Raw genomic sequence first — 17,588 nt, 5'->3', positions numbered from 1 at the left:
TAGGTTATTTCTCTTTTGCTCTTGCATATCTCGCAGGAGCTGTCAATATCGCCCGCCGCGGTTCCTGGCGCTTCTGTAATTAGTTGTCGCTTTGAAGAAATATCGACCACCGGGCTGTCGCTAGAATGCCACTCACTCGCTCGTGGTCTGCGACCTTGGTCGAAACCTGCGCGGCTCGCGCTGTACCCATTCGCATATCGGGCAGCCGTTACAACTGCCTTGTATTGCCCCGTACCGATGGAGTTACCTGATGAAGAAGCTCGCACTGCTTGGCGCCCTGGCGCTTTCCGTGTTTTCCCTGGTATCGCAGGCCGATGAGAAGCCGTTGAAGATCGGTATCGAGGCCGCCTACCCACCCTTCGCCTTCAAGCAGCCTGATGGCAGCCTCGCCGGCTTCGACTACGACATCGGCAATGCCCTGTGCGAAGAGATGAAAGCCAAGTGCACCTGGATCGAGCAGGAGTTCGACGGCCTGATCCCGGCGCTGAAAGTGCGCAAGATCGACGCCATCCTGTCGTCCATGTCGATCACTGATGATCGCAAGAAGTCGGTCGACTTCACCAAGCGCTACTACCTGACCCCGGCGCGTCTGGTCATGAAGGAAGGCACTGCCGTCAGCGACAGCCTGGTTGAGCTCAAGGGCAAGAAGATCGGCGTGCAGCGCGGCTCGATCCATGATCGCTTCGCCAAGGAAGTCCTGGGCGCGCAAGGCGCCACCGTGGTGCCTTATGGCACCCAGAACGAAATCTACCTGGACGTCGCCGCCGGCCGCCTGGACGGTACCGTGGCCGACGCCACCCTGCTCGAAGACGGTTTCCTGAAAACCGACGCCGGCAAGGGCTTTGCCTTCGTAGGCCCGGCGTTCACCGATTCCAAGTACTTCGGTGACGGTATCGGTATCGCCCTGCGCAAGGGTGACAAGGCCAACGCCGACCGCATCAACGCGGCCATCGACGCGATCCGTGCCAACGGCAAATACAAAGAGATCGAGAAGAAGTACTTCAACTTCGACATCTACGGTCCAGACTCGAAGTAAGCCATCGAGTTTCACCTGTGCAATGGTGCAAACAGCAGAATCTCTGAGGTTTGCACCATTTTTCATTCCCAAGCCCTGAGGAATTCGAATCATGTTGAAAGGCTATGGGGCAGTCATCCTCGACGGAGCGTGGCTGACGCTGCAGCTCGCCCTGTCGTCGATGGCCCTGGCCATCGTCCTCGGCCTGATCGGCGTGGCGCTGCGCTTGTCGCCGGTGCGCTGGCTGGCCTGGCTGGGGGATCTGTATTCCACGGTGATCCGTGGCATCCCTGACCTGGTCCTGATCCTGCTGATCTTCTATGGCGGCCAGGACATCATCAACCGGGTGGCGCCGCTGCTCGGCTATGACGACTACATCGACCTGAACCCGCTGGTCGCCGGCATCGGCACCCTGGGCTTCATCTTCGGTGCCTACCTCTCGGAAACCTTCCGCGGCGCCTTCCTGGGCATTCCCAAGGGGCAGGCCGAGGCGGGTGCGGCCTATGGCATGAGCGGTGTCCAGGTGTTCTTCCGGATCATGGTGCCGCAGATGATCCGCCTGGCGATCCCGGGCTTCACCAACAACTGGCTGGTGCTGACCAAGGCGACCGCGCTGATTTCGGTGGTCGGCCTGCAGGACATGATGTTCAAGGCCAAGCAGGCGGCCGATGCCACCCGCGAACCCTTCACCTTCTTCCTCGCGGTGGCGGCGTTGTACCTGGTGCTGACCAGTGTCTCGCTGCTGGCGCTGAAGTATCTCGAGAAGCGCTACTCGGTGGGCGTCAAGGCGGCTGAACTATGATCTTCGACTACAACGTCATCTGGGAGGCCATGCCGCTTTATCTGGGCGGCCTGCTGACCACCCTCAAGCTGCTGGCGCTGTCGCTGCTGTTCGGCCTGCTGGCGGCTGTTCCGCTTGGCTTGATGCGCGTCTCCAAGCAGCCGCTGGTGAACATGAGCGCCTGGTTGTACACCTACGTGATCCGCGGCACGCCGATGCTGGTGCAGCTGTTCCTGATCTACTACGGCCTGGCCCAGTTCGAGGCGGTGCGCGAGAGTTTCCTGTGGCCGTGGCTGTCCAGCGCGACCTTCTGCGCCTGCCTGGCTTTTGCCATCAACACCAGCGCCTACACCGCCGAGATCATCGCAGGCAGCCTCAAGGCCACGCCTCACGGCGAGATCGAGGCGGCCAAGGCCATCGGCATGTCGCGCATGAAGATGTACCGCCGCATCCTCCTGCCGTCGGCCTTGCGCCGGGCGCTGCCGCAGTACAGCAACGAAGTGATCATGATGCTGCAGACCACCAGCCTGGCGTCGATCGTCACCCTGATCGACATCACCGGTGCCGCGCGCACGGTCAACGCCCAGTACTACCTGCCTTTCGAGGCCTACATCACGGCGGGCGTGTTCTACCTGTGCCTGACCTTCATCCTCGTGCGCCTGTTCAAGATGGCCGAACGCCGCTGGCTCGGCTACCTGGCGCCGCGCAAGCACTGACCGCTCTGTGAGATCCGACAGCATGTACAAACTCCAAATCCAAGACCTGCACAAGCGCTACGGCAGCCATGAGGTGCTCAAGGGCGTCTCCCTCGAAGCCAAGGCAGGCGACGTGATCAGCATCATCGGCTCCAGCGGCTCGGGCAAATCGACCTTCCTGCGCTGCATCAACCTGCTGGAGCAGCCGCACGCGGGCAAGATCCTGCTCAACAATGAAGAACTCAAGCTGGTGGCCGGCAAGGACGGCGCGCTCAAGGCCTCCGACCCGAAACAACTGCAGCGCATGCGCTCGCGGCTGTCGATGGTGTTCCAGCATTTCAACCTGTGGTCGCACATGACCGCGCTGGAGAACGTCATCGAGGCGCCGGTGCACGTGCTGGGCGTGAACAAGAAGGAAGCGCTGGAGAAGGCCGAGCACTACCTGGCCAAGGTCGGTGTCTCCCACCGCAAGGATGCCTTCCCCGGCCACATGTCCGGCGGCGAGCAGCAGCGCGTGGCCATCGCCCGCGCCCTGGCCATGGAGCCGGAGGTGATGCTGTTCGACGAGCCGACCTCGGCGCTCGACCCGGAGCTGGTGGGCGATGTGCTCAAGGTGATGCAGTCGCTGGCCCAGGAAGGTCGCACTATGGTCGTGGTCACCCACGAAATGGGCTTTGCCCGCGAGGTGTCCAACCAGCTGGTGTTCCTGCACAAGGGGTTGGTGGAGGAGCGCGGCTGCCCGCGCGAGGTGCTGGTCAATCCGCAGTCCGAGCGCCTCAAGCAGTTCCTTTCCGGCAGCCTGAAGTAATCGCTGCACATTTGCACCATAATGGGGCATGCTGCGCCATCCGCGCGGCATGCCCTGGCGCCACAAGCGCGAACCCTTCCTCCCAGGTTTCGGACCACGCCCTATGACCACCCAGCGAATCGGATTTCTCATCTGGCCAAGCACCAAGCCGCTGACCCTGGCGTTGGCCGAAGAGGTGCTGCAGGTGGCCCAGCGGGTGCATCCGGACGTGGTCTACGAACTGGCCTACCTGCAGGCCGAAGCCGTTCAGGAGGGCGCCTGGCGCCTGCCGGGCGAGGCCTGGAACGGTCGTCTCGAGGGTTGCCACAAGCTGTTCCTGCTGGCTGACGAGCCGCCGGCGGCCATCGGTTCGTCGCTGTCCGCCGCGCTCAAGCAGCTGGCGCGCAGCGGCTGCATGATCGGAGGCCTGTCCGCCGGTGTGTACCCGTTGGCGGCGCTGGGCCTGCTCGATGGCTACCGCGCCGCGGTGCACTGGCGTTGGCAGGACGATTTCGCCGAGCGCCACCCCAAGGTGATCGCCACCAGCCACCTGTTCGACTGGGACCGTGATCGTCTGACCGCCTGCGGCGGCATGGCGGTGACCGACCTGCTGCTGGCGGTGCTGGCGCGCGATCATGGCGCGGAGCTGGCGGGCGCGGTGTCGGAAGAGCTGGTGGTCGAGCGTATCCGTGAAGGCGGCGAGCGCCAGCGCATTCCGCTGCAGAATCGCTTGGGCTCCAGTCACCCCAAGCTCACCCAGGCGGTGCTGCTGATGGAGGCCAATATCGAGGAGCCGCTGACCACCGACGAGATCGCTCAGCATGTGTGCGTGTCCCGGCGCCAGCTGGAGCGAATCTTCAAGCAGTACCTCAATCGGGTGCCCAGCCAGTATTACCTGGAGCTGCGCCTGAACAAGGCGCGGCAGATGCTGATGCAGACCAGCAAGTCGATCATCCAGATCGGCCTGTCCTGCGGATTTTCCTCGGGGCCGCATTTCTCCAGTGCGTACCGCAACTTCTTTGGCGCCACGCCGCGTGAAGATCGCAACCAGCGGCGCAGCAGCAGCCCGTTCGAGCTGAGTTCGGCACCGGCCGAGCGGGGCTGATTTCTCTATTGCCTGCACCGGCCTCTTCGCGGGTTTACCCGCGAAGAGGCCGGTGCAGGCAATCTCTTTTCATATGTGAGCGGTCGTTCACCCGACTCCTGTCTGCCGTTACACTGCGCGATTGCGACACTGTTTGTCGCATTGCCGAAAACCGCGTGAAAACACGGTTTGGCGCTGTAACAAGTTGTCGCCTGGCAGCAAGGACAGGCGCCGATCAGTCCTTACAATCCCCTCATCGCTCGCCACTTCCAGGCCAGCGTTCCTCTTCAGGAGACTCAGATGTCCGTTGAGCAAGCCCCGGTGCAACGTGCCGATTTCGACCAGGTCATGGTTCCCAACTACTCCCCGGCGGCGTTCATTCCTGTACGAGGCGAGGGTTCCCGCGTCTGGGACCAGACCGGTCGCGAGCTGATCGACTTCGCCGGCGGTATCGCGGTTAACGCCCTGGGCCACTGCCACCCGGCGTTGGTCAAGGCGCTCACCGAGCAGGCCAACACCCTCTGGCACGTCTCCAACGTGTTCACCAACGAGCCGGCCCTGCGCCTGGCGCACAAGCTGGTGGACGCGACCTTTGCCGAGCGCGCGTTCTTTTGCAACTCCGGCGCCGAATCCAACGAGGCCGCCTTCAAGCTGGCCCGTCGCGTCGCCCACGACCGCTTCGGCCCCGAGAAGCACGAGATCATCGCCACCGTGAACAGTTTCCACGGTCGCACCCTGTTCACCGTCAGCGTCGGTGGCCAGCCCAAGTACTCCGACGGCTTCGGTCCGAAGATCACCGGCATCAGCCATGTGCCGTACAACGACCTGGAAGCGCTGAAGGCGCAGATTTCCGACAAGACCTGCGCCGTGGTCATCGAGCCGATCCAGGGCGAGAGCGGTGTGGTCCCGGCCGACAAGGCTTACCTGGAAGGCGCGCGCAAGCTGTGTGACGAACACAACGCGTTGCTGATCTTCGACGAAGTGCAGACCGGCGTTGGCCGTACCGGCTCGCTGTACGCCTACCAGCACTACGGCGTGACCCCGGACATCCTGACCAGCGCCAAGAGCTTGGGCGGCGGTTTCCCGATCGGCGCCATGCTGACCACCAGCGACATTGCCAAGCACCTGGCCGTCGGTACCCACGGCACCACCTACGGTGGCAATCCGTTGGGCTGCGCCGTGGCCTGCGCCGTGCTGGACGTGATCAACACCCCGGAAACCCTGGCTGGCATCAAGGCCAAGCATGAGCGTTTCAAGAACCGCCTGGAGAAGATCGGCCAGCAAACCGGCCTGTTCACCCAGGTGCGCGGCGTGGGCCTGCTGATCGGCTGCGTGCTGAGCGAGGCCTGGAAAGGCAAGGCCAAGGACATCCTCAATGCCGCCGAGAAAGAAGGCGTGATGGTCCTGCAGGCCGGCCCGGACGTGGTGCGCTTCGCCCCGAGCCTGGTGGTCGAGGATGCCGACATCGACGAAGGCCTGGATCGTTTCGAACGCGCCGTGGCAAAACTGACCAAGGGCTGATCGCCCTTCGCCGGCCCCGAGACGGGGCTGGCGATACCTGAATTCCAGTGCGGGCACCTGCTTGCAGGTGGTGGCGCGTGCCCGCCGTTTTTCCGTGCCGATGTGATCGGCGCGCTTTCCCGAAAGGAGTGACACCATGCTGGTGATGCGCCCCGCGCAAATGGCTGATCTGAACGAAGTGCAGCGCATGGCTGCCGACAGCCCCATTGGTGTCACCTCGCTGCCGGATGACGCCGGCCGCCTGGGCGACAAGATCGCCGCCTCGGAAACCTCCTTTGCCGCCGAGGTCAGCTTCAATGGCGAGGAGAGCTACTTCTTCGTGCTCGAGGACAGCGCCACCGGCAAGCTGGTCGGCTGCTCGGCCATCGTCGCCTCGGCCGGCTACTCCGAGCCGTTCTACAGCTTTCGCAACGAGACCTTCGTGCATGCCTCCCGCGAGCTGAAGATCCACAACAAGATCCACGTCCTGTCACTGTGCCACGACCTCACCGGCAACAGCTTGCTGACCAGTTTCTACGTGGTGCCGGAACTGGTGAGCAGCGCCTTCGCCGAGCTCAACTCCCGCGGGCGCCTGCTGTTCATGGCTTCGCACCCCGAGCGCTTCGCCGACTCGGTGGTGACCGAGATCGTCGGCTACAGCGACGAGCAGGGCGAGTCGCCGTTCTGGGATGCCATCGGCCGCAACTTCTTCGACCTCAACTACGCCGACGCCGAGCGCCTGTGCGGCCTGAAGAGCCGCACCTTCCTCGCCGAACTGATGCCGCACTACCCGATCTATGTGCCGCTGCTGGCCGATGAGGCGCAGGAGGCCATGGGCCAGGTGCACCCGCGGGCGCAGATCACCTTCGACATCCTCATGCGCGAAGGCTTCGAGACCGAGCACTACATCGACATCTTCGACGGCGGCCCGACCCTGCACGCCCGCGCCTCGGGCATCCGCTCCATCGCCCAGAGCCGCGTGGTGCCGGTCAAGCTCGACGAGACGCCGGTCAAGGGCGGCCGTCCGTACCTGGTGTGCAACGGCCAGTTGCAGGATTACCGCGCCGTGCTGCTGGAGCTGGACTGGGTGCCGGGCAAACCGGTCAGCCTGAGCGGCGAAGCCGCCGAGGCCCTGGGTGTCGGCGAAGGCGCCAGCGTGCGCCTGGTCGCGGTCTGAACCGCCGGAACAGAGAGTTTCGCGGCAGGCACAGACCGCCGCACAAGGAGATAGCATGATCGTTCGTCCTGTACGCAGCAGCGATTTACCCGCGCTGATCGAATTGGCCCGCAGCACCGGCACCACCGGGCTGACCACGCTGCCCGCCAACGAGGAGCGCCTCGGCCAGCGCGTCGGCTGGGCCGAGAAGAGCTTTCGCGGCGAAGCCGAGCGCGGCGACACCGACTACCTGTTCGTGCTGGAGAACGACGAAGGCCTGGTGGTCGGCATCAGCGCCATTGCCGGTGCCGTCGGCCTGCGCGAGCCCTGGTACAACTATCGGGTCGGGCTGACCGTCAGCGCCTCGCAGGAGCTGAACATCTACCGCGAGATTCCCACGCTGTTTTTGGCCAACGACCTGACCGGCAACTCCGAGCTGTGCTCGCTGTTCCTGCGCAGCGACTACCGCAGTGGCCTCAATGGCCGTCTGCTGTCCAAGGCGCGGATGCTGTTCATCGCCGAGTTCCCGCAGCTGTTCGGCAACAAGATCATCGCCGAGATGCGCGGCATGTCTGACGAGGCAGGCCGTTCGCCCTTCTGGGAGAGCCTGGGCCGGCACTTCTTCAAGATGGAGTTCAGCCAGGCCGACTACCTCACCGGCGTGGGCAACAAGTCGTTCATCGCCGAGCTGATGCCCAAGTTCCCGCTGTACACCTGCTTCCTCTCGGAAGCGGCGCGCAACGTCATCGGCCGCGTGCACACCGACACGGAGCCGGCGCTGGCCATGCTCAAGCGCGAAGGCTTCAACTACCAGGGCTACGTCGACATCTTCGACGCCGGTCCCGCCATCGAGTGCGAGACCTCGAAGATCCGCGCCGTGCGTGACAGCGAGACACTGGTGCTGGCTGTCGGCACCCCGGGTGACGACGCCACCCCTTACATCATTCACAACCGCAAGCGCGAAGACTGCCGCATCACCGCCGCACCGGCGCGCCTGGCGGCAGGCACCCTGGTGGTCGATCCGCAGACCGCCAAGCGCCTGCGCCTGGGCGCTGGCGACAATGTCCGCGCCGTGCCGCTGTCCGCCGGTCGGGAGGCCCAGTAAATGAACACGCATTACATCGCCGGCCACTGGCTGGCCGGACAGGGTGAAACCCTGCAGTCGCTCAATCCCGTCACCCAGGCGGTGATCTGGCAGGGGCAGGGCGCCGACGCCGCCCAGGTCGAAGCCGCCGTGCACGCCGCCCGCCAGGCGTTCCCGGCCTGGGCATCGCTGAGCCTGGAAGCGCGTATCAGCGTGCTGGAGGCCTTCGCCGACAAGCTCAAGGCCAATGCCGAGGCGCTGTCGCGCTGCATCGGCGAAGAAACCGGCAAGCCCCTGTGGGAGTCGGCCACCGAAGTGACCAGCATGGTCAACAAGGTCGCCATCTCGGTGCAGAGCTACCGCGAGCGCACCGGCGAAAAGAGCGGCCCGCTGGCCGACGCCACCGCCGTGCTGCGCCACAAGCCCCATGGCGTGGTGGCGGTATTCGGCCCGTACAACTTCCCTGGCCACCTGCCTAACGGCCACATCGTTCCGGCGCTGCTGGCCGGCAACTGCGTGGTGTTCAAGCCCAGCGAGCTGACCCCCAAGGTCGCCGAGCTGACGGTGCAATGCTGGATCGAGGCCGGCTTGCCGGCCGGCGTGCTCAACCTGGTCCAGGGCGCTCGCGAAACCGGCGTGGCGCTGGCCGCCAACCCGGGGATCGACGGTTTGTTCTTCACCGGTTCCAGCCGCACCGGCAACCTGCTGCACCAGCAGTTCGCCGGCCGCCCGGACAAGATCCTCGCCCTGGAAATGGGCGGCAACAACCCACTGGTTGTCGATGAGGTCAAGGACCTGGACGCCGCGGTGTACACCATCATCCAGTCGGCCTTCATCTCCGCCGGCCAGCGCTGCACCTGCGCCCGCCGCCTGCTGGTGCCGCAGGGCGCCTGGGGTGACGCGCTGCTCCAGCGCCTGGTCGAGGTGAGCCGCGGTATCAGTGTCGGTGCCTTCGATCAGCAGCCCGCGCCGTTCATGGGCTCGGTGATTTCGCTGCAGGCGGCCCGCGCACTGCTTGCGGCCCAGGCCGAACTGCTCGGCAAGGGCGCCGTGGCGCTGCTGGAGATGACCCAGCCGCAGGCCGACGCTGCCTTGCTCACGCCTGGCATCATCGATGTCAGCGCCGTGACCGAGCGCCCGGACGAAGAGTTCTTCGGCCCGCTGCTGCAGGTGATCCGCTACGCCGACTTCGACGCGGCGATCGAGGAGGCCAACAACACCCAGTACGGCCTGGCCGCCGGCCTGCTGTCGGACTCCAACGCCCGCTACCAGCACTTCTGGCTGCGCAGCCGCGCCGGCATCGTCAACTGGAACAAGCAGCTGACCGGTGCCGCCAGCAGCGCGCCGTTCGGTGGCGTCGGCGCCAGCGGCAACCACCGCGCCAGCGCCTACTACGCGGCGGACTACTGCGCCTACCCCGTGGCTTCGCTGGAGACCGCGAGCCTTGCACTGCCGGCGACCCTGACGCCGGGCGTCACCCTATAACAACAGGTCTCGGAGCCTTGCCGATGAAATCCTTTGAAGTGAATTTTGATGGCCTGGTGGGGCCGACCCACAACTACGGCGGCCTGTCCTACGGCAACGTGGCCTCGCAGAGCAACAGCCAGCAGGGTTCCAACCCGCGCGAGGCGGCGCGTCAGGGCCTGGCGAAGATGAAGGCGTTGACGGAGATGGGCTTCAAGCAGGGCGTGCTGGCCCCGCAGGAGCGCCCGGACGTGGCGGCCTTGCGCCGCCTGGGCTTCACCGGCAGCGACGGCGAAGTGATCCAGCGCGCCGCGAAGGAAGCCATGCCGCTGCTGGTCGCCAGCTGCTCGGCCTCGAGCATGTGGGTGGCCAACGCCGCTACCGTCAGCCCCAGTGCCGACACCGCCGATGGCCGCGTGCATTTCACCGCCGCCAACCTCAACTGCAAGTACCACCGCAGCATCGAGCATCCGACCACCAGCCGTGTGCTGGGCGCCATGTTCAGCGATGACAAGGTCTTCGCCCACCATGAGGCGTTGCCGGCGGTTGCCCAGTTCGGTGACGAGGGCGCGGCCAACCACACCCGCTTCTGCCGCGCCTATGGCGAGGCCGGCGTCGAGTTCTTCGTCTATGGCCGCAGCGCCTTCGACAGCCGCTATCCCGCGCCGCAGAAGTATCCGGCGCGCCAGACCCTGGAAGCCTCGCAGGCCGTCGCTCGCCTGCACGGGCTGAGCGACGATGGCGTGGTCTACGCTCAACAGAATCCGGCAGTGATCGACCAGGGCGTGTTCCACAACGACGTGATCTCGGTGGGCAACGGCGAGGTGCTGTTCTACCACGAGGACGCGTTCCTCGAGACCGACACGGTGCTCGGCCAGCTGCAGGCTAAACTGGCCAGCAAGGGCGGCAACTTCCAGGGTATCTGCGTGCCGCGCGCGGCGGTGACGGTGGAGGACGCGGTGCGTTCCTACCTGTTCAACAGCCAGTTGCTCAGCCGCGAGGACGGTTCGATGCTGCTGGTGGTGCCGGAGGAGTGCCGCCACAACGAGCGGGTCTGGGCCTACCTGAACCAGCTGACCGGCCAGGGCGGCCCGGTCAAGGAGGTCAAGGTGTTCGACCTCAAGCAGAGCATGCAGAACGGTGGCGGCCCGGCTTGCCTGCGTCTGCGCGTGGCGTTGAAGGAAAACGAACTGGCGGCGGTCAATCCAGGCGTTATCATGACCGCCTCGCTGTACGACACCCTGGTGCAGTGGGTCGACAAGCACTACCGCGATCGCCTCGGCGAAGCGGACCTGGCCGACCCGCAGTTGCTGGTGGAATGCCGCACGGCCCTGGATGAACTGACCCAGATCCTCAAGCTGGGCTCGGTGTATCCGTTCCAACGCCAACCTTGATAGAGAGAAATTGCAATGTCCGACGCCCTGCGCCTGATCCTGGAAGATGAAGACGGCACCCAGCTGGAAACCTCCTGCACCCGTTTTGCCGTGGTCTGGCAAGGCAAGGAAGTGTGGATCCAGCAGGACGGTCGCGGCCAGCTGCTGATCGGCGTCGATGTCGAGGAAGACGACACCGAGTACGCCAACCTGCTGCTGCGCCCGATGGCCACCAACCTGGTCAGCTTGCAACTGGAAATGGAACCGGCCGACGTCGCCGGTGACGACGACCACGTCCACGGCCCGGACTGCGGCCACCACCACTAAGGAAGCGCCTATGCTCGCCCTCGGCAAACTGCTTGAGCTGACCCTGACCGATCACGAACCGGCCGAGAAGACCCAAGTGACCACCCGGGGCGTGCGTTTGCGCTGGCTGGGGGAGGGCGCACTGGAAGTGCGTCCCCCCGAAGGTGAGGATTGCGGGCTCGACCTGCTGTTGTCGGCCGGTATCCATGGCAACGAGACGGCGCCGATCGAGCTGCTTGAAAGGCTGCTGCACGGTGTTGCTAACGGCAAGATCAAGCCGCGTGCGCGGGTGCTGTTCCTGTTCGGCAACCCGGCGGCGATCCGCAAGGGCGAGCGTTTCATCGAGCAGGACATCAACCGCCTGTTCAATGGCCGCCACGAACTCTCCAGTGGTTTCGAGGCGCTGCGCGCCGCCGAGCTCGAACAGTTCGCCCGGGTGTTCTTCAGCAAGCCCGAGCGCACCCGCCTGCATTACGACCTGCATACCGCCATTCGTGGGTCCAAGATCGAGCAGTTCGCGCTGTATCCCTACAAGGAAGGTCGCCGGCACTCGCGCCGTGAGCTGGCCCGTCTGGCCGCGGCCGGCATGGAGGCGGTCCTGCTGCAGAGCAAGTCGTCGATCACCTTCAGCGCGTTCACCTATGAGCAGCTCGATGCCGAGGCCTTCACCCTGGAGCTCGGCAAGGCCCGGCCGTTCGGGCAGAACGAAGAGGTCAACCTCGACCGGCTAGAGGAGCGCCTGATCCAGCTCATCGAGGATACCGAGCCGCAAACCGAACAGTCCCTGGATGGCCTCAAGCTGTTCAGCGTCGCCCGCGAGATCATCAAGCACAGCGACAGCTTCCACCTGCACCTGCCGGCGGATATCGAGAACTTCTCCGAGCTGAGCAAGGGTTACCTGCTGGCCGAAGACCTGGCCGAGACGCGCTGGGTGGTGGAGGAGGAGGGCGCGCGGATCATCTTCCCCAACCCCAAGGTGAAGAATGGGCTGCGCGCCGGCATCCTGATCGTGCCCGACTCGGGCCAGCGGCTGGCTTAAGCCTTGCGCGATCCCTGTAGGAGCGGCCTTGCGTCGCGAAAGGGCTGCGCAGCAGCCCCGGGGATCTCAGTTGCGAAGCTGATATTGCCGGGGTCGCTTTGCGACCCTTTCGCGACACAAGGCCGCTCCTACAGTCGAGCTCTGCCCCGTCCTGTTTTGGATCCCTTCGGTGATGAAATTCTTTTAATTCACCAACCTGTTAATTTTCCCCGCCCCGGGACCGTAATTGGCTTGCCAGTAGCGAAACGCTGGCTTTAGCATCGCGGTCATGCCGTTTTCAATTGCTGTAGTCCGACAAACCGTCCATTCGACGGTTTCTATCGCATAAACACACTGCACCGAGACTGCAGGACCGATATAATGCGGCCCTTTGCCGTCGTTTCGTCGATTCGACGTGTGGCCGCCGTTTCCGTGGAAGAACCTATGAAAAGCGCAGAAATCCGTGAAGCCTTCCTCCGCTTCTTCGAAGAGCAGGGACATACTCGCGTTGCCTCCAGCTCCCTGATCCCGGGTAATGACCCGACCCTGCTGTTCACCAACGCCGGCATGAACCAGTTCAAGGACTGCTTCCTCGGCCAGGAAAAGCGCGCCTACACTCGCGCCGTGAGCAGCCAGAAGTGCGTACGCGCCGGTGGCAAGCACAACGACCTGGAAAACGTCGGCTACACCGCCCGTCACCACACCTTCTTCGAGATGCTGGGCAACTTCAGCTTCGGCGACTATTTCAAGCGCGATGCCATCACCTTCGCCTGGACCTTCCTGACTTCGGACAAGTGGCTGAACCTGCCGAAGGAAAAACTGTGGGTCACCGTCTACGCCAGCGACGACGAAGCCTACGACATCTGGACCCAGGAAGTCGGCGTGCCGGCCGAGCGCATGGTGCGCATCGGTGACAACAAGGGCGCCCCGTACGCCTCCGACAATTTCTGGACCATGGGTGACACCGGCCCGTGCGGCCCGTGCACCGAGATCTTCTACGACCACGGCGCCGACATCTGGGGCGGCCCACCCGGCTCGCCGGAAGAAGACGGCGACCGCTACATCGAGATCTGGAACAACGTCTTCATGCAGTTCAACCGCACCGCTGACGGCGTCCTGCACCCGCTGCCCGCCCCGTCGGTTGACACCGGCATGGGCCTGGAGCGCATCAGTGCGGTGATGCAGCACGTGCACTCGAACTACGAGATCGACCTGTTCCAGAGCCTGCTGGCTGCTGCCGCCAAAGCCATCGGTTGCGCCAATGACGACCAGCCGTCGCTGAAAGTGGTTGCCGACCACATCCGTTCCTGCGGCTTCCTGATCGCCGACGGCGTGCTGCCGTCCAATGAAGGCCGTGGCTACGTGCTGCGCCGCATCATTCGTCGCGCCTGCCGCCACGGCAACAAGCTGGGCGCCAAGGGCAGCTTCTTCCACAAGATCGTCGCCGCGCTGGTGGCCGAGATGGGCGAAGCCTTCCCAGAGCTCAAGGGCCAGCAGGCGCACATCGAGCGCGTGCTCAAGACCGAGGAAGAGCAGTTCGCCAAGACCCTCGAGCAGGGCCTGCGCATCCTCGAGCAGGATCTGGCCCAGCTGCAGGGGCAGGTCGTGCCGGGCGACGTGGTGTTCAAGCTGTACGACACCTACGGCTTCCCCATGGACCTGACCGCCGACATCGCCCGCGAGCGCGAGCTGACCATCGACGAAGCCGGCTTCGAGCGCGAGATGGAGGCCCAGCGTGAGCGTGCCCGCTCCGCCAGCGCCTTCGGCATGGACTACAACAGCCTGGTCAAGGTCGACACCGCCACCGACTTCCTCGGCTATGACTCGACCGAAGGCCAGGGCAAGGTTATTGCCCTGTACAAGGACGGCCAGTCGGTTGAGCAACTGGCAGAAGGCGAGGAGGGCGTTGTTGTCCTCGATCGCACCCCGTTCTACGCCGAGTCCGGTGGCCAGGTCGGTGACTCCGGCTACCTGCAGGCCGGCGCCGCGCGCTTCGACGTGCGCGACACCACCAAGACCGGTGGTGCCTTCCTGCACCATGGCGTGGTCGCCAGCGGCGCGCTGACCGTCGGCGCCACGGTTGACGCCCGCGTCGATGCCGACGTGCAGCACGCCACCTCGCTGAACCACTCCGCCACTCACTTGCTGCACGAAGCCCTGCGTCAGGTGCTGGGCGAGCACGTGCAGCAGAAGGGCTCGTTGGTCGACAGCCAGCGCCTGCGTTTCGACTTCAGCCACTTCGAGGCGGTCAAGCCAGAGCAGATCAAGGCCCTGGAAGACATCGTCAACCGCGAAGTGCGTCGCAACACCGAGGTACAGACCGAACTGACCGATATCGAGACCGCCAAGGCCAAGGGGGCCATGGCGCTGTTCGGTGAGAAGTATGGCGACACCGTGCGCGTGCTCAGCATGGGCGGTGACTTCTCCGTCGAGCTGTGCGGTGGCATCCACGCCAAGCGCACCGGCGACATCAGCCTGTTCAAGATCATCAGCGAAGGCGGCGTGGCCTCTGGCGTGCGCCGTATCGAAGCGATCACCGGCGCCGCCGCGCTGGCCTACCTGAACACTGCCGAAGAGCAGGTCAAGGAAGCCGCGCAGCTGGTCAAGGGCAATCGCGACAACCTGATCGACAAGCTGTCGGCTGTGCTCGAGCGCAACCGCCAGCTGGAAAAGCAGCTCGAGCAGCTGCAGGCCAAGGCCGCCAGCGCCGCCGGGGATGATCTCTCCAACGCGGCCGTTGAGGTCAAGGGCGCCAAGGTCCTCGCCGCCCGCCTGGATGGGCAGGACGGCAAGGCGCTGCTGGCGCTCGTCGATCAACTGAAGAACAAGCTCGGCCACGCAGTGATCCTGCTGGGCAGCGAGCATGAGGGCAAGGTCGTGCTGGTGGCTGGCGTGACCAAGGACCTCTCCAGCCAACTCAAGGCTGGCGACCTGATGAAACAAGCTGCTGCGGCGGTCGGTGGCAAGGGCGGCGGTCGTCCTGACATGGCCCAGGGTGGTGGCGTCGACGTCGCCGCGCTGGACCAGGCGCTGGCCCTGGCCGTGCCGTTCGCCGAGCAGGGACTTTGAGATGGCGGGGGCGTCGGTCTAGTCGGCGTCCCCGCCATGTTGGATTGTTTTTTGGGGCCCTTGAGGGCTGAGGCACCTTTGAAATGGCGTTGATCGTACAGAAATTTGGCGGTACCTCTGTCGGTTCCATCGAGCGGATCGAGCAGGTTGCCGACAAGGTCAAGAAATTCCGCGAGCAAGGCACCGACCTGGTGGTTGTGCTGTCGGCGATGAGCGGTGAAACCAATCGCCTGATCGACCTGGCGAAGCAGATCACCGACAAGCCCGAACCCCGCGAGCTGGACGTGATCGTCTCGACCGGCGAGCAGGTCACCATCGCCTTGCTGTCCATGGCCCTGATGAAGCGCGGCGTGCCGGCGGTGTCCTACACCGGCAACCAGGTGCGCATCCTCACCGACAGCGCGCACAACAAGGCGCGCATCCTGCAGATCGACGACCAGAAGATCCGCGCCGACCTCAAGGCCGGCCGGGTCGTGGTGGTCGCCGGTTTCCAGGGCGTCGACGAGCACGGCAACATCACCACCCTCGGCCGTGGCGGCTCCGACACCACCGGCGTGGCCCTGGCGGCGGCGCTGAAGGCCGACGAGTGCCAGATCTACACCGATGTCGATGGCGTCTATACCACCGACCCGCGTGTCGTGCCCCAGGCCCAGCGCCTGGAGAAGATCACCTTCGAGGAAATGCTGGAAATGGCCAGCCTCGGCTCCAAGGTGCTGCAGATCCGCTCGGTGGAGTTCGCCGGCAAGTACAACGTCCCGCTGCGCGTGCTGCACAGCTTCAAGGAGGGTCCGGGTACCCTCATTACCATCGATGAAGAGGAATCCATGGAACAGCCGATCATTTCCGGTATCGCCTTCAACCGTGATGAGGCCAAGCTGACCATTCGTGGCGTCCCGGATACCCCGGGCGTCGCCTTCAAGATCCTCGGCCCGATCAGCGCGGCCAACATCGAAGTCGACATGATCGTGCAGAACGTCTCGCACGATAACACCACCGACTTCACCTTCACCGTGCACCGCAACGAGTACGAGAAGGCGTTGAGCGTGCTGGAGAACACCGCCCGCGAAATCGGCGCGCGTGAAGTGATCGGCGACACCAAGATCGCCAAGGTGTCGATCGTCGGCGTCGGCATGCGCTCCCACGCGGGCGTTGCCAGCCGCATGTTCGAGGCCCTGGCCAAGGAGAGCATCAACATCCAGATGATCTCCACCTCCGAGATCAAGGTCTCGGTGGTGATCGAAGAGAAGTACCTGGAGCTGGCCGTACGCGCGCTGCACACCGCGTTCGAGCTCGACGCACCCGCCCGACAGGGTGAGTGACACGCTGCCTGGAGGGGCGCGGCTTGCCGCGCCCTTCGCGTTTCTGGTCGCTGCGGCTGTCCCTGTCCAGGCAGCCGTGGCGGTCGATCCGGGCCAGTGCCGTCGTTCCCGGCCAAGGCCCTGCTTTTAAGACTGTTGTCCCTGAAGATTCATGTGAGGAGAAAACTATGCTGATTCTGACTCGTCGGTGCGCCGAGAGCCTGATCATTGGTGACGGTGAGATCACCGTGACGGTCCTGGGTGTCAAAGGCAACCAGGTGCGTATTGGCGTTAGCGCGCCCAAGGAAGTGGCTGTTCACCGCGAGGAAATCTACCTGCGGATCAAGAAAGAGAAGGACGAGGAGCCAAGCCTTTAATTTTTTTGAAGTTTTTTTCAAAAAAAGGGTTGCAAACGAGGAAGGGTGTGTTTAATATTCGCCTCGTGTTGCGGTGAGGTGGCCGAGTGGCCGAAGGCGCTCCCCTGCTAAGGGAGTATACCTCATAAGGGTATCGGGGGTTCGAATCCCCCCTTCACCGCCATTATTTGCCTGGAGCGCTTCAAGCGATCCGAATGGCACAGCAAGACACGGACTCATAGCTCAGCTGGATAGAGTACTCGGCTACGAACCGAGCGGTCGGAGGTTCGAATCCTCCTGAGTCCGCCACTTTTGAAGTGGCTTTGCATGCAAGGCTGCTTCAAACCACCAGTGGTAATCTGGTCTAAAACTACCCCACGGACTCATAGCTCAGCTGGATAGAGTACTCGGCTACGAACCGAGCGGTCGCAGGTTCGAATCCTGCTGAGTCCGCCACTTTTTGAAGTGGCTCTGCTTGCAAAGACGCTTCAACAAGCCAGTGGTAATCTGGCCTAAAACTACCGACCACGGACTCATAGCTCAGCTGGATAGAGTACTCGGCTACGAACCGAGCGGTCGCAGGTTCGAATCCTGCTGAGTCC

At 64.1% G+C, this 17,588-nt stretch carries 15 protein-coding genes and 4 tRNA genes; all 19 read left to right on the top strand.

All coding sequences use genetic code 11. From position 1 onward, the window contains the following. The first annotated feature begins 250 nt into the window (after positions 1-250). Complete coding sequence (locus HU735_RS17320) at positions 251-1,036, top strand: ABC transporter substrate-binding protein (protein ID WP_186714505.1); 786 nt, start codon at positions 251-253, stop codon at positions 1,034-1,036. Positions 1,037-1,127: 91 nt separating this feature from the next. Continuing rightward, positions 1,128-1,817 (top strand): ABC transporter permease, encoded by a 690-nt coding sequence (locus tag HU735_RS17315; RefSeq protein ID WP_028691070.1) that lies wholly within the window; start codon positions 1,128-1,130, stop codon positions 1,815-1,817. Next, positions 1,814-2,512, top strand: a complete 699-nt coding sequence (locus HU735_RS17310) for an ABC transporter permease (RefSeq protein WP_050706737.1) — start codon at positions 1,814-1,816, stop codon at positions 2,510-2,512. Before HU735_RS17315 ends, HU735_RS17310 begins: the two co-directional genes overlap by 4 nt. 22 nt (positions 2,513-2,534) lie before the next feature. Then, on the top strand, positions 2,535-3,299 hold the full coding sequence (locus tag HU735_RS17305) for an ATP-binding cassette domain-containing protein (RefSeq protein WP_186714504.1): 765 nt from the start codon (positions 2,535-2,537) through the stop codon (positions 3,297-3,299). A gap of 103 nt (positions 3,300-3,402) precedes the next feature. Then, entirely contained in the window at positions 3,403-4,383 is a 981-nt protein-coding gene (gene argR / locus HU735_RS17300; RefSeq protein WP_186714503.1) for a transcriptional regulator ArgR, read from the top strand. Between the two features lie 279 nt (positions 4,384-4,662). Continuing rightward, entirely contained in the window at positions 4,663-5,883 is a 1,221-nt protein-coding gene (locus HU735_RS17295) for an aspartate aminotransferase family protein (RefSeq protein WP_186714502.1), read from the top strand. A gap of 136 nt (positions 5,884-6,019) precedes the next feature. Continuing rightward, positions 6,020-7,039, top strand: a complete 1,020-nt coding sequence (gene aruF / locus HU735_RS17290; protein ID WP_050706734.1) for an arginine/ornithine succinyltransferase subunit alpha — start codon at positions 6,020-6,022, stop codon at positions 7,037-7,039. A 55-nt stretch (positions 7,040-7,094) separates the two neighbouring features. Then, positions 7,095-8,123, top strand: coding sequence for an arginine N-succinyltransferase (gene astA / locus HU735_RS17285; RefSeq protein WP_050706733.1), 1,029 nt, complete (start codon positions 7,095-7,097; stop codon positions 8,121-8,123). Beyond that, positions 8,124-9,587 (top strand): succinylglutamate-semialdehyde dehydrogenase, encoded by a 1,464-nt coding sequence (gene astD / locus HU735_RS17280; RefSeq protein WP_186714501.1) that lies wholly within the window; start codon positions 8,124-8,126, stop codon positions 9,585-9,587. A 23-nt stretch (positions 9,588-9,610) separates the two neighbouring features. Then, the gene (astB, locus tag HU735_RS17275) at positions 9,611-10,960 is read left to right on the top strand and encodes an N-succinylarginine dihydrolase (RefSeq protein ID WP_186714500.1); all 1,350 of its coding nucleotides are present in this window, start codon (positions 9,611-9,613) and stop codon (positions 10,958-10,960) included. Positions 10,961-10,975: 15 nt separating this feature from the next. Further along, the gene (locus HU735_RS17270; protein WP_011534960.1) at positions 10,976-11,266 is read left to right on the top strand and encodes a hypothetical protein; all 291 of its coding nucleotides are present in this window, start codon (positions 10,976-10,978) and stop codon (positions 11,264-11,266) included. A gap of 10 nt (positions 11,267-11,276) precedes the next feature. Next, the gene (gene astE, locus HU735_RS17265; protein WP_186714499.1) at positions 11,277-12,284 is read left to right on the top strand and encodes a succinylglutamate desuccinylase; all 1,008 of its coding nucleotides are present in this window, start codon (positions 11,277-11,279) and stop codon (positions 12,282-12,284) included. A gap of 423 nt (positions 12,285-12,707) precedes the next feature. Next, positions 12,708-15,332 carry an alanine--tRNA ligase gene (alaS, locus tag HU735_RS17260; RefSeq protein ID WP_186714498.1) on the top strand — a complete coding sequence of 875 codons (2,625 nt, stop codon included), beginning with the start codon at positions 12,708-12,710 and terminating at the stop codon, positions 15,330-15,332. An 83-nt stretch (positions 15,333-15,415) separates the two neighbouring features. After that, a complete protein-coding gene (locus tag HU735_RS17255) occupies positions 15,416-16,651 on the top strand; it encodes an aspartate kinase (RefSeq protein WP_028691060.1) in 1,236 nt (411 codons plus the stop codon). Positions 16,652-16,818: 167 nt separating this feature from the next. Next, entirely contained in the window at positions 16,819-17,007 is a 189-nt protein-coding gene (csrA, locus tag HU735_RS17250) for a carbon storage regulator CsrA (RefSeq protein WP_003254503.1), read from the top strand. 72 nt (positions 17,008-17,079) lie between these two features. Beyond that, positions 17,080-17,170 (top strand) — tRNA-Ser (locus tag HU735_RS17245). Between the two features lie 48 nt (positions 17,171-17,218). Next, positions 17,219-17,295, top strand: a tRNA-Arg gene (locus HU735_RS17240). 70 nt (positions 17,296-17,365) lie between these two features. Next, positions 17,366-17,442: transfer RNA gene (locus tag HU735_RS17235), tRNA-Arg, on the top strand. Positions 17,443-17,515: 73 nt separating this feature from the next. Beyond that, a tRNA-Arg gene (locus tag HU735_RS17230) sits at positions 17,516-17,588 on the top strand.

This window comes from Pseudomonas sp. BW16M2, assembly GCF_014268865.1.
In the GTDB taxonomy this organism is placed as follows: Bacteria; Pseudomonadota; Gammaproteobacteria; order Pseudomonadales; family Pseudomonadaceae; genus Aquipseudomonas; species Aquipseudomonas peradeniyensis.
Note: the sequence above shows the minus strand (reverse complement) of the source record. Positions and strands in the feature narration are given on the sequence as shown.

Coding starts and splice junctions, on each gene's coding strand:
- HU735_RS17320 (WP_186714505.1), top strand. CDS start 251: ATGAAGAAGCTCGCACTGCTTGGCGCCCTGGCGCTTTCCGTGTTTTCC.
- HU735_RS17315 (WP_028691070.1), top strand. CDS start 1,128: ATGTTGAAAGGCTATGGGGCAGTCATCCTCGACGGAGCGTGGCTGACG.
- HU735_RS17310 (WP_050706737.1), top strand. CDS start 1,814: ATGATCTTCGACTACAACGTCATCTGGGAGGCCATGCCGCTTTATCTG.
- HU735_RS17305 (WP_186714504.1), top strand. CDS start 2,535: ATGTACAAACTCCAAATCCAAGACCTGCACAAGCGCTACGGCAGCCAT.
- argR (WP_186714503.1), top strand. CDS start 3,403: ATGACCACCCAGCGAATCGGATTTCTCATCTGGCCAAGCACCAAGCCG.
- HU735_RS17295 (WP_186714502.1), top strand. CDS start 4,663: ATGTCCGTTGAGCAAGCCCCGGTGCAACGTGCCGATTTCGACCAGGTC.
- aruF (WP_050706734.1), top strand. CDS start 6,020: ATGCTGGTGATGCGCCCCGCGCAAATGGCTGATCTGAACGAAGTGCAG.
- astA (WP_050706733.1), top strand. CDS start 7,095: ATGATCGTTCGTCCTGTACGCAGCAGCGATTTACCCGCGCTGATCGAA.
- astD (WP_186714501.1), top strand. CDS start 8,124: ATGAACACGCATTACATCGCCGGCCACTGGCTGGCCGGACAGGGTGAA.
- astB (WP_186714500.1), top strand. CDS start 9,611: ATGAAATCCTTTGAAGTGAATTTTGATGGCCTGGTGGGGCCGACCCAC.
- HU735_RS17270 (WP_011534960.1), top strand. CDS start 10,976: ATGTCCGACGCCCTGCGCCTGATCCTGGAAGATGAAGACGGCACCCAG.
- astE (WP_186714499.1), top strand. CDS start 11,277: ATGCTCGCCCTCGGCAAACTGCTTGAGCTGACCCTGACCGATCACGAA.
- alaS (WP_186714498.1), top strand. CDS start 12,708: ATGAAAAGCGCAGAAATCCGTGAAGCCTTCCTCCGCTTCTTCGAAGAG.
- HU735_RS17255 (WP_028691060.1), top strand. CDS start 15,416: ATGGCGTTGATCGTACAGAAATTTGGCGGTACCTCTGTCGGTTCCATC.
- csrA (WP_003254503.1), top strand. CDS start 16,819: ATGCTGATTCTGACTCGTCGGTGCGCCGAGAGCCTGATCATTGGTGAC.